The sequence below is a fragment of the Terriglobales bacterium genome, from assembly GCA_035457425.1.
Taxonomy (GTDB): domain Bacteria; phylum Acidobacteriota; class Terriglobia; order Terriglobales; family Acidobacteriaceae; genus JACPNR01.
Genome location: DATIBR010000071.1, coordinates 1 through 11548 on the forward strand (window position 1 = coordinate 1; position 11548 = coordinate 11548).

Genomic DNA, 11548 nt, shown 5'->3' on the forward strand with positions numbered 1-11548 from the left:
CCGCACGCCGCCTCGCGGCCGGTGGTGGAGTCGATCTCGACGAGCTGGCGCAGCAGCCGGAACAGGTCCATCCCAAGCAGTTTCAAGTTTCGAGTTTCAGGTTTCAAGTCAAAACCATGGCTGGCGAGATCAGATCGGTCGACCTGCATGGCCCGGCCGGCCGGCTCGAGGCGCTCCTCAACACCGGCGAGCCCAACGCCACGCACGCCGCGCTCGTCTGCCATCCGCACCCGCTCTACGGCGGCACCATGCACAACAAGGTCGTCTACCACGCGATGAAGGCGCTCAACGGCTTCGGGATCCCGGTGCTGCGCTTCAACTTCCGCGGCGCCGGCCTCAGCCAGGGCAAGCACGACGAAGGCCGTGGCGAACAGGACGACGTCCGCGCCGCGCTCGCCTGGCTCAAGCAGGAGTTCCATCTCCCGCTGCTCTTCTGCGGTTTTTCCTTCGGGACGGCGGTCGGCATGCGCGTCGCCTGCCCCGATCCCGACGTGATGGCGGTCATCTCCATCGGCACCCCCATCGCCGCCGAAGGACGCGGCTACGGTTACGACTACCTCGCCGCCTGCAAGAAGCCCAAGCTCTTCCTCTCCGGCGCCAACGACCAGTACGCCCCCGCCGCGAAGCTGAAAGAAGTCGTCGCGCTCGCCGCGGAACCCACGCTGCTCGTCCTCATCGCCGGCGCCGACCACTTCTTTGCCGGCAAGATCAAGGAAGCGCAGCGCGCCATCGAGGACTGGATCCGCACCTTACTGCACCACCACTAGCGAGCGACTCCGCCGCGCTGGACTCTCTCGCAGGGGCGTGACTCCGCCGCGCCGTCCAGTCCCGCTTCTTATTTTTGTTGGCGGGCTTCAGCCCGCCAAAAGCGCCGTGAAATAATCTCTTTCCGATGCCGCGCAAGCCCGCAGGCGCCCCGCCCCTCGACGAGAAGCTCGCGCACGACATGCGCGCCACCGCGCGCGACATCTTCCTCCACGCCCTCGCCGAGACCTCCATCGCCAAGGCCTTCGAGCGCCACGTGAGCTACTCGCGCGGCATCCTGCGCGTCTGCGACGACCTCTACGACCTCGGCGCCTACAACCGCATCTTCGTCCTCGCGCTCGGCAAGGCCGCGCACACCATGCTCGAAGCGCTGGCCTCCCAGGTCGGCCCGGGGCTCGCCGGCATCGTCGCCGCGCCCACCGACCCCGACGCCCAGCTCCCCGGCTTCCGTTATTACAAGGGTGGACACCCGCTGCCCAACGCTGAATCGCTTCGCGCCGGCGACGCCGCGCTCAAGGCCATGCACAGCCTCACGCCGAAGTCGCTCGCGCTCTACCTCATCTCCGGCGGAGGCTCCGCGGTCATCGAGAAGCCCATCGACTCCGACATCCCGCTCGAAGACGTCGTTGCCACCTACCGCGCGCTGGTGCACTGCGGCGCGCCCATCGCCGAGATCAACGCCATCCGCAAGCATCTCTCGGCGCTCAAGGGCGGGCGGCTCGCCGCCGCCGCGCCCGAGGCCCAGCACCTTTCCATCATGATCTCCGACGTGCCCGACCACGCGCTCGACTCGCTCGCCTCCGGCCCGACCATGCCCGACTCCTCCACCGCCGACGACTGCTACGCCATCGCGCGAAAGCACAAGCTGCTGCCCATGCTGCCGGGATCGGTGCGCGAGCTGTTCGAGCGGCACGCGCTCGCCGAGACGCCGAAGAAAGATGAGCCGGTCTTCGTCCGCTCGCGCTGGTGGGCGGTGCTGTCGAACGAGGCCGCGCAGAAGCTGGCGGCGGCGCAGGCGGCTGCGCACGGCTTCGCCGTCGAGCTCGACAACTCTTGCGACGACTGGGACTACCGCAAGGCCGCGGATCACCTGCTGAAGCGGCTGCGGAAGCTGCGCGAAGGCGTCTCGCGCGTCTGCCTGATCTCGGGCGGCGAGGTCACCGTGCGCGTGGAAGGGAACTCCGGACTCGGCGGGCGCAACCAGCAGTTCGCGCTTTACTGCGCGCAGCAGATCGCGGGGGAGAACATCGCGGTGCTCAGCGCCGGCACCGACGGGGTGGACGGCAACAGCTCCGCCGCCGGCGCCATCGCCGACGGCACCACCGTCCCGCGCGCCCGGGCTGCCGGCGCCGACCCGGTGCAAGCCCTCGCGCGCTTCGACGCCTTCCCGCTCTTCGAAGGCCTGGGCGACGCCGTCATCAGCGGCCCCACCGGCAACAACGTCCGCGACCTGCGCATCCTGCTGGCTTACTGAGGATTGTTCTTCAACGCAGAGGCGCAAAGTCCCCCGACGACAAGAAAGAAAAACCTCTGCGCCCTTCGCGCCTCTGCGTTGAAGACGATCTAGAAGAAGCGCGTCACGCCCTCTTCCAGGACGACGACCTTGTCGCTCACCCCGTGCGCGGCCGACTCCTCGGCCAGCAGGCGCAGGGGCTCATCCATCGGCTCGTGCGAGAGCCGGAACGTGCCGTAGTGCATCGGCACCAGCGCCTGCGCTCCCAGGTCGAGGAACGCGCGCACCGCGTCTTCCGGCGAGGTGTGGACGTTGCGGAACGACGGCGGATGGTACGCCCCGATGGGCAGCAGCGCGATCTCCGGCTTGAGCCGCGCGCCGATCTCGCGGAACCCATCGAAGTAGGCCGTGTCGCCGGCGTGGTAGAGCGAGTGCTGCGCGTCGCGCAGCACGTAGCCGCCGTAGCCGCGGTGGTAGTCGCGGATCATGCGCGCCCCCCAGTGCCGCGAAGGCGTGTGCGTCACGCTGAAGTCGCCGTCGCGGAACTCCTTCCACCACGTCAGCTCGATGATCTCCTCGAATCCCAGCAGCAGCACCAGGTCCTTCACGTGATGCGGCACGATGATCTTCGGCGCCCGCCCGCCCTTCCGCCGCGTCATGCGCGCCAGCGCGCGCAGCGACGGCTTGTGCAGGTGGTCCATGTGCGCGTGCGTCACCAGCACGTAGTCGATGGGCGGCAGGTCTTTGATCTTCACCCCCGGCCGCCGCTGCCGCTTCAGCACCACCAGCCAGCGTGCGAAGTTCGGGTCGATCACCAGGTTCTTGCCGCCCATCTGGATGAAGAAGCCGGAGTGCCCGATGAACGTGAGCCCCAAGTCGCCGTTCTCCGCGAGCACCGGCTTGCGCACCTCGCCTTGCAGCGGCGTCAGCGCCGAGTGGCGCACCAGCCGCGAGAACTGCTTCGCCTTCTTCCGGATGGTGATGTTCAACATCGCAACCTAGAGTTTAGACGAGCGCGTCGCGCCGCGCGATGCAACGGTTTTGACTTTCTGGTGCATTTCTCTGTGTCTCCGTGTCTCTGTGGTAGGTTTTAGGGTTCATTCGCGAAAGAGGGATCTTCATGCGCGTCGCATTCTTAGGTCTGGGCATCATGGGCCGCCCGATGGCGGCCAACCTCGTCAAAGCCGGCCACGAAGTCACGGTCTGGAACCGCACGCCCGGGAAGGCCGTCGACGGCGCGCAGTCCGCCGCGACTCCCGCCGAAGCTGCCGCGGAAAAAGAAGTCGTGTGGCTCTGCGTCTCCGACACGACCGCGGTCGACGATGTCCTGTTCGGCGCCGGCGGCGCGCAGCATTCGCTGCGCGAGGGCATGATCGTCGCCGACTCCAGCACCATCTCGCCCGCGCGGACCGTCGAGATCGCGGCACAGCTTGCCGAGCGCGGAGTCGCGCACGTCGACGCTCCCGTCACGGGCTCCAAGATCGGCGCCGAGAGCGCGCAGCTCATCTTCATTGCCGGCGGGGAAGAGCAGACCATCGCCCGCCTTCAGCCACTGTTCTCCGCGATGGGCAAAGCGGTCAAGCACATGGGCGGGCACTCCATGGGACAGGCCGCCAAACTCGCCATGAACCTGCAGATCGCGCTCATCTTCCAAGGCTTCGCCGAGGGCCTGGCGCTCGCGACCAAGCTCGGCGTCGAGCCCGCGCGCCTCATCGACCTCATCCAGTCCACCATGATCCGCTCGGGCGTCACCGACTACAAGGCGCCGTTCGTGCTCCGGCGCGACTACTCGCCCAATTTCCCGCTCCGCCTCATGCACAAGGACATCCACCTCATCCTCGACGCCGCGCGCGAAGCCCGCGTCAAGCTGCCGGGCATCGAGACCGTCGACGAGGTCTATGAGGTCGCGCACGACGAGGGCATGGACGACCTCGACTACGCCGCCACGCTCACCCTGCTGGAGAAGTGGGCCGGCATCGCGGTCGGAACACACGCCTGATTCCCCCGGGTCGCATGAGCACTATTGACCAAGGGTTCTTCCGGCCGCGGTAATTACACAACTATTACATTCACTCTTCCCCTGCGCTGGTAGGGTGGAAGGAGTGCCCGCCACGCGCGGGCGCGCAAGTTCCCCACTGGAAAAGGACTCATGACCTCTCTCGCGTTCGACGCCAATGGCAAGCTGAAAGTCAGCTGGATCACCACCATCTTCATGACCATCTTCCACGCCGGCGCCATTGTCGCGCTCTTCTTCTTCTCGTGGACGAACCTGTGGGTGGCGCTCCTGCTGCTCTGGATCTCCGGCAGCTTGGGCATCGGCCTCTCGTACCACCGCCTGCTCACGCATCGCGGCTTCCAGGTCCCGCGCTGGCTCGAGTGTTTCCTCGCCATCTGCGGCACGCTCGCCCTCGAAGGCGGCCCCATCTTCTGGGTCGCGACTCATCGCAAGCATCATCAGTGGAGCGACCAGCCCGGCGACCCGCATTCCCCGCGCGACGGCGTCTGGTGGTCGCACATGGGCTGGATCCTGTTCGGCGAGGCGCTGCACGCCGACAACCAGAAGCTCGCGCGCTACGCTCCCGACCTCACCAAAGACAAGTTCTACATGACGCTGACCAAGTGGCACTGGGTCCCGCAGGTGCTCCTCGGGGTCACGTTGCTCGCCCTCGGCGGCTGGACCATGGTCCTCTGGGGCATCTTCCTCCGCGTGACCGTCGGCCTGCACTTCACCTGGCTCGTCAACTCGGCCACCCACCTCTGGGGCTACCGCCGCTACACGACGAAGGACGACTCCCGCAACCTGTGGTGGGTCGCCGCCGTCAGCTGGGGCGAGGGCTGGCACAACAACCACCACGCCAACCCGACCTCCGCGCGCCACGGCCTGGCCTGGTACGAGATCGACGTCAACTACATGACCATCCGCTTCCTCGAGCTCGTCGGCCTGGCCAAGAAGGTCAAGGTCGTGAAGCTGCAGCCGCAGCTCGCCGCCCCCGACAAGGATGAGGAAGCTGTCGAGGTCGGAGCCGCCGCCTACGGCGACTAGCGTCTTCGATTCTTGGCAGGCGCCGGCGACTCGCCGGCGCCTTTTGTTGTCTAATTGTGCCCATGCAGCCCTCGACCCGGCGCCGCTCCATCGCGGTCTTCATCTCGCTGGGCGTGGTGTTGACCGCCATCGCGGTCACGCTCAACGTCAGCTGGATCGCCCTGCACTGGCAGCGCATCGGCCTCACGCTGATGGGCATCATCTTCTTCGGGGTGCTCATCGCCGGCATGGTGGTCTACACCGTGTTCCTGGTGCGTGAGATCCGCCGCAACGAGCAGCACGAGAGCTTCATCAACGCCGTCACGCACGAGCTCAAGACCCCCATCGCCTCCCTCCGCCTCTACCTCGAGACGCTGAAGACGCGCCAGCTCGAGGAGCCGCAGCGCCAGGAGTTCTACGACATCATGCTGGCCGACACTTCGCGGCTGCTCCACACCGTGGAGCAGGTGCTGCGCGCCGGCCGCGCCGGCCAGAGGGGCCGCTCGCTCACCCGCATGGAGATCGACCTGAGCGAGGTCGCCGCCGAGTCCGTGGACCTCGCGCGCAAGCAATATCACCTCGCCTCCGACCGCATGCAGTTCACCGTCATGCGCAACGGCAATGAGGGTTCCACCACCGTCATCGGCGACCCCGAGGAACTGCGGGCCGCGCTCAGCAACCTTATCGACAACGCGGTGAAGTATTCCGGCGAAGACGTCCGCGTGCGCGTCGAGGTCGAGCCGCGCGGCGACAGCGTGCTGCTGCGCGTGCACGACTCCGGCATCGGCATCGCCCCCGACGAGCTCAAGCACGTCTTCAAGCGCTTCTACCGCGTCCCCGGACAGTTCATGGCCCGCGTCAAGGGCACCGGCCTCGGCCTTTTCATCGTGCACTCCGTCGTCGAGAAGCATGGCGGCAAGGTCGAAGCCTGGAGCAACGGGCCCGACCGCGGCTCCACCTTCACCATCCGCCTGCCGAAGGCCTACGCATGAGCGCCATCCTCATCGTCGAAGACGAGAAGCATCTGGCCGACGGCCTGCGCTTCAATCTGGAGGCGGAAGGCTTCCGGGTCACCATCGCTCCCGACGGCGAAAAAGCGCTGCAACTGGTGGGGAAGAACGGTGGCTTCCACGCCGTCGTGCTCGATGTGATGCTCCCGGGCATCGACGGCTTCGAAGTGGTCGCGGCGTTGCGCAAGCGCGGCCACCTGCTGCCGGTGCTGATGCTCACCGCGCGCGGCCGCCCCGAAGACGTGCTGAAAGGGTTCGAGTCCGGCGCCGACGATTACCTGCCCAAGCCCTTCGACCTCGCCATCCTGCTCGCGCGGCTGCAGGCCCTGCTGCGCCGGCATGAGTGGGCTCATCGCGCGGCGCCCGCGCCCGACGCGAAGCCTCGCCGCAAGGAAGACGTCTTCCGCTTCGACGGCCGCAAGATCGACTTCGCCGCGCTCGAGCTCGAGACCGGCGGCCAGACCATCCCGCTCACCCAGATGGAAGCCGAGCTGCTCCGCTACCTGGTGCAACACGCCGGCCAGGTCGTCCCGCGCAAGGACATCCTGCAGGACGTCTGGAACCTCGCCGAAGACACCGACACCCGCGCCATCGACAACTTCATCGTCCGCCTGCGCAAGTACATCGAGCCGGAACCAGCGCGGCCGCGCTTCCTCCAGACCGTCCGCGGCGTCGGCTACCGCTTCGTGCCGAAACCCTAGGCAGCGTGTGAATCGGGGCACGGCTTCAGCCGTGCCGTGATCGTCTTTGGGATACTGCGCGACCGAGCGTCCGCCGTGGCAGCGCGCAGGAGCGGGTGATTACGTGTGCGAGGCGGAGGCGCCTGCCGCCAGCTCCCGCAGGACTCGGAATACCTGCCCGCACGTCGGCGAATCGGGCGACAGCGACTCCAGCGCGACCCGCGCCTCCAGGTGCGGCGAGCGCCGCCGGATGCGCAGCGACAGCAGGTCGCGATGCGGGGTCGAGAGCAGCGGGTTCATCACCCCGGCCAGGTCCCAGTCTTCCCGCGACGTCAGGATGAGCGGCGTGCTCTGGTCGACCTGCCACCGGCTCGCGTCAATGGGAAGCCGCCGCCGCGTGCGCCCGCTCCAGCGATGCGTGTGCAGCTCCAGGCTCATCTGCGGTGCGACGTCCAGGTCGGCGCGGAAGGTCACCATGTCCTGCCGCTTGCGCCAACGGTTCAGCAGCCAGTGCAACGGCAGCTCGCGCGGCGCCAGCTCCACCAGCACGCTCGCACGCTGGAATACCGCCGACGTCAGCCGCAGCGGCACCAGGAAGCGCGAGGGCGCCAGCCACTGCACGCCGACGAGCTGCCCCTGGTTGCCGAGCGCGGTTTCCAGCCAGCCTAGAACCGTGCGCGCGCGCCTCCGGTTGTAGCGCGAGAAAAAGACGTACCATGCCGTGACCAGCACGGCCGCGACCGCCACCGAGATCGCCAGGGTCCCCAGCATTGTGGTTCGACGCCACTTGCTGAGATGCGGCCCTTGAAAAGCCAGATGTCAGGCGCTCACACGCCCCGGTAGCTGCCGCCGTCCACCAGCAGGGTCTGCCCCGTGATGTAGCTCGCCCGCTCCGACGCCAGCCAGACCATGGCGTCCGCCACCTCTTCCGGGGTCGCGATCCGCTTCAGCGGCGTGTCCGCCGACCACTTGTCGTACATGTCTTCCGGCTTCAGCCCCGCCGCCAGCGCCCGCGTCGCCGCCAGCGACTTCAGCCGCTCCGTCGCCGTGTATCCCGGTCCCACGTTATTGACCGTGATCCCGTCCTTGCCGAACTCGTTCGCCATGCTCTTCACCAGGCCCACCACCCCGGCCCGCACCGCGTTCGAGAGGATCAGGTCCGGGATCGGCTGCTTCACCGAGACAGACGTCAGCGTGAGGAACCGCCCCCACTTCTTCTTCTGCATCCACGGGATGACCTCGCGCGCGAAGTGCACCACGCTCATGAAGTTCATCTCGAACGCCTTGTGCCAGTCGTCGTTGGTCGCGGTGAAGAAGTTGCGCGAGGGCGGCCCCGCGGCGTTCGCTACGCACACGTCCACGCCCCCGAACTTCTCCGCCACCGCCGCGACGAACTTCTTCACCGCCTCGGCCTGGCTCACGTCCAGCGCCATCGCGAACACCTCGGCCTTGTGCTTCGCGCGGATCTCCTGCGCCGCCTGCTGGATCTTCGCTTCCGTGCGCGCGCAGATGGCCACGCGCGCTCCCTCCGCGGCGAATGCCTCCGCCGCCGAGCGCCCCATGCCCTCGCTCGACCCCGCCACGATCACCGCTCGGCCCTTCAGTCCCAGCTCCATAGATTTCCTTGGATTTCCTTTGGAAGCCAGGCGCCGGCGGCTCGCCGGCGCCGCTTCTTGCTTATCGCTTATTGCTTGATCTCTTCCTGCCCGCGCTGCTCCGGCCCCGCCACGTACACCTTGGTCGGACCCGGCACCTGGATCTGGTTCCGCTCGAAGCACTCCTTCACCTTGCGCCGCAGCGCGCGGCTCACGCGGTACTGCGCCCCCGGCTGCGTCTTCACCAGCAGCAGGTAATCCACCTCGCCCGCCGAGACGCGCTCGATGCCCGGCACTTCCGGTTCCGCGACGATATCCGCCGCGACCTCGCGGTCGTTCCTCAGCTCCTCCGCCGCTTCCTTCAGCACCCGCATCACCTTCTCGCTCGGCTCGCTGTAGGCCACCGGGATGTGCAGCGCGACCTGCGTCCAGTCGCGCGTCATGTTGGTCACGATCTTTATCTCGCTGTTCGGCACGATGTGCACCGACCCGTCGGCGTCACGCAGCACCGTGCGCCGCAGCGTCATCTCCTCGACCGTGCCTTTCACCGGCCCGAGCCGCACCATGTCGCCCACGTCGTACTGGTTCTCCAGCAGGATGAAGAAGCCGTTGATAACGTCCTTCACCAGCGTCTGCGCGCCGAAGCCGATCGCCAGGCCCGCGATCCCCGCCGACGCCAGCAGCGGCTTCATGTCGATGCCGAAGATGGGCAGGATCTGCATCAGCGTGAGGAACACGATGACGAACAGCCCCACGCTGTAGATCACCGTCGCCAGCGTCCGCAGCTGCTGCGCGCGCATCCCTTGCGGCAGCCTTTGGCGCTCGCTGAAGCGCGCCAGCCGCCGCGTCGCCGACCTCAGCACCTGCACCAGCAGCAGCGCCAGCAGGATGATGCCCAGCAGCTTCACGCCGTTGCGGTGGAACCACTCCGCCGCCTCGGCGCGCCAGTTCTGCCACTCCGGCGGCAGCGCGGCCAGCAGCGAATTTGCCAGCAGCATCATGGTGGGATCAGCGCGCGATTATAGCAGCCGCGCCGCGCGCCCTTCGCCCTCGCCCCGCGTCCTATAATCGTGCTCCATACCTCTCGAGCGGAGAAACTACCGTGTCTCGTTTCGCGATCCTGCTGGCGGTGCTCCTTCTGCCGATCCCCATGTCTTCCCAACTCGGCCGCGACGTCTGCGACCCGCAGCGCGTCGGCGAACGCGATGAGCACTACCGCGCTCGCCGCAATTTCGGCAACTGCGACGTCAAGGAGAAGATGCAGCGCGACGCCGAAAAAAAGTGGAACAAGGAGCGCCAGGCCAGGCTCAAGGCCGACACCGACCGGCTCCTCCAGCTCTCCACCGAGCTCAAGCAGCAGGTCGACAAGTCCAACGAGAACATCCTCTCGCTCGAGGTCATCAGGAAAGCCGAGGAGATCGAGAAGCTGGCGAAGAGCGTCCGCGAGCGCATGAAGGCCGACAACTACTAGATTCGCCGCAAAGGAAAACGCCGTCCGCCAAGGCGGACGGCGTTGTGGTCCGTGACCCGGGTTACGCCTCTGCCTTCACGATCCGCATCCCGTAGAACGACCGCCACACGAAGAACACCGAGATGGCGAAGAACACCACCGTCAGGACCCGGCTGATGTCGGAGTGTTCGTGCGACAGGCTCACCGCCAGCTCGACCGCCAGCAGCCCGAACAGCGTCGTGAACTTGATGACCGGGTTCATCGCCACCGACGACGTGTCCTTGAACGGGTCGCCCACGGTGTCGCCGACCACGGTCGCGTCGTGCAGCGGCGTGCCTTTCTGCTTCAGCTCCGTCTCCACGACTTTCTTCGCGTTGTCCCAGGCGCCGCCCGCGTTGGCCATGAAGATCGCCTGGTACAGCCCGAAGATCGCGATGGAGATCAGGTAGCCGATGAAGAAGAACGGCTCCAGGAACGCGAACGCCAGCGTCCCGAAGAACACCGCCAGGAAGATGTTGAGCATGCCCTTCTGCGCGTACTGCGTGCAGATCTCCACCACCTTCTTCGAGTCGGCGACGCTCGCCTTCTCCACGCCTTCCAGCTTGATGTTCGCCTTGATGAACTCCACCGCGCGGTACGCGCCGGTGGTCACCGCCTGCGTCGCCGCGCCCGTGAACCAGTAGATCATCGCGCCGCCCGTGATGAGCCCCAGGAAGAAGGGCGCGTGCAGCAGCGACAGGTTCTCCGTGTTCTCCGTCAGGCCGCTCGTCAGCGCCATGATGATCGAGAAGATCATCGTGGTCGCGCCCACCACCGCCGTGCCGATCAGCACCGGCTTGGCCGTCGCCTTGAAGGTGTTGCCCGCGCCGTCGTTCTCCTCCAGCATCTCCTTGGCGCGCTCGAAGCGCACCTCGAAGCCGTTCTGCTGCTTGATCTCCGCCTGCACGTTCGGCACCTGCTCGATCAGCGACAGCTCGTAGACCGACTGCGCGTTGTCGGTGACCGGGCCGTAGGAGTCGACCGCGATCGTGACCGGGCCCATGCCCAGGAACCCGAACGCCACCAGGCCGAACGCGAACACCGCCGGCGCCGCCATCACCGCCCCCAGCCCCATCGACGAGAAGTAGTACGACACCCCCATCAGCATCACGATGCTGATCCCCAGCCAGTACGCCGAGAAGTTTCCCGCCACGAAGCCCGACAGGATGTTCAGCGACGCCCCGCCTTCCCGCGACGACGTCACCACTTCCTTCACGTGCGCCGATTCCACCGAGGTGAACACCTTCACCAGCTCCGGGATCACCGCGCCCGCCAGCGTGCCGCACGAGATGATCGTCGCCAGCTTCCACCACAGCGACGCGTCGCCCGCCAGGCTCGGGATGATCAGGTACGACGCCAGGTACGTCAGCGCGATCGAGATCGCCGACGTCACCCACACCAGCGAGGTCAGCGGCGCCTCGTAGTTCATCTTGTCCGCGTTCCCGTACTTCGCCTTGGCGACGCCTTCGTTCAGGAAGTACGCCAGCGCCGACGCGATCACCATCAGCACGCGCATCACGAAGATCCACACCAG

General features: G+C 66.9%; 12 protein-coding genes. 7 read left to right on the forward strand and 5 right to left on the reverse strand.

The genetic code is table 11. The features are described from left to right. Positions 1–116 precede the first annotated feature (116 nt). Together VLA96_04970 and VLA96_04975 are read left to right on the forward strand one after the other, a co-directional pair. On the forward strand, positions 117–767 hold the full coding sequence (locus tag VLA96_04970) for an alpha/beta fold hydrolase (protein HSE48540.1): 651 nt from the start codon (positions 117–119) through the stop codon (positions 765–767). Between the two features lie 125 nt (positions 768–892). Next, complete coding sequence (locus VLA96_04975) at positions 893–2239, forward strand: DUF4147 domain-containing protein (GenBank protein HSE48541.1); 1347 nt, start codon at positions 893–895, stop codon at positions 2237–2239. An 89-nt stretch (positions 2240–2328) separates the two neighbouring features. Here the strand turns inward: VLA96_04975 and VLA96_04980 are convergent, their stop codons facing one another. Then, positions 2329–3210 carry an MBL fold metallo-hydrolase gene (locus VLA96_04980; protein ID HSE48542.1) on the reverse strand — a complete coding sequence of 294 codons (882 nt, stop codon included), beginning with the start codon at positions 3208–3210 and terminating at the stop codon, positions 2329–2331. 128 nt (positions 3211–3338) lie between these two features. Here VLA96_04980 and VLA96_04985 point away from each other — a divergent pair, with 128 nt between their 5' ends. The 4 genes from VLA96_04985 (at position 3339) to VLA96_05000 (ending at position 6951) form a co-directional block, all read left to right on the forward strand. Then, positions 3339–4217, forward strand: coding sequence for an NAD(P)-dependent oxidoreductase (locus VLA96_04985; GenBank protein ID HSE48543.1), 879 nt, complete (start codon positions 3339–3341; stop codon positions 4215–4217). Positions 4218–4367: 150 nt separating this feature from the next. Then, positions 4368–5261: a fatty acid desaturase gene (locus VLA96_04990; protein ID HSE48544.1), complete on the forward strand. Its 894-nt coding sequence runs from the start codon at positions 4368–4370 to the stop codon at positions 5259–5261. A gap of 62 nt (positions 5262–5323) precedes the next feature. Beyond that, entirely contained in the window at positions 5324–6232 is a 909-nt protein-coding gene (locus VLA96_04995; protein HSE48545.1) for a HAMP domain-containing sensor histidine kinase, read from the forward strand. Further along, entirely contained in the window at positions 6229–6951 is a 723-nt protein-coding gene (locus VLA96_05000) for a response regulator transcription factor (protein ID HSE48546.1), read from the forward strand. Before VLA96_04995 ends, VLA96_05000 begins: the two co-directional genes overlap by 4 nt. Before the next feature lie 99 nt (positions 6952–7050). On the opposite strand, the gene VLA96_05005 is transcribed toward VLA96_05000, so the two are convergent. The 3 genes from VLA96_05005 to VLA96_05015 form a co-directional block, all read right to left on the reverse strand. Next, complete coding sequence (locus VLA96_05005) at positions 7051–7701, reverse strand: hypothetical protein (protein HSE48547.1); 651 nt, start codon at positions 7699–7701, stop codon at positions 7051–7053. A 56-nt stretch (positions 7702–7757) separates the two neighbouring features. Then, the gene (locus tag VLA96_05010) at positions 7758–8546 is read right to left on the reverse strand and encodes an SDR family oxidoreductase (GenBank protein HSE48548.1); all 789 of its coding nucleotides are present in this window, start codon (positions 8544–8546) and stop codon (positions 7758–7760) included. Between the two features lie 68 nt (positions 8547–8614). Next, complete coding sequence (locus tag VLA96_05015) at positions 8615–9523, reverse strand: mechanosensitive ion channel family protein (GenBank protein ID HSE48549.1); 909 nt, start codon at positions 9521–9523, stop codon at positions 8615–8617. A 104-nt stretch (positions 9524–9627) separates the two neighbouring features. On the opposite strand from VLA96_05015, the gene VLA96_05020 reads away from it, so the two are divergent. Then, a complete protein-coding gene (locus VLA96_05020) occupies positions 9628–9996 on the forward strand; it encodes a hypothetical protein (protein ID HSE48550.1) in 369 nt (122 codons plus the stop codon). A 61-nt stretch (positions 9997–10057) separates the two neighbouring features. Here the strand turns inward: VLA96_05020 and VLA96_05025 are convergent. Beyond that, the coding region (locus VLA96_05025) for a sodium-translocating pyrophosphatase (protein ID HSE48551.1) at positions 10058–11548 on the reverse strand (1491 nt) is incomplete at its 5' end.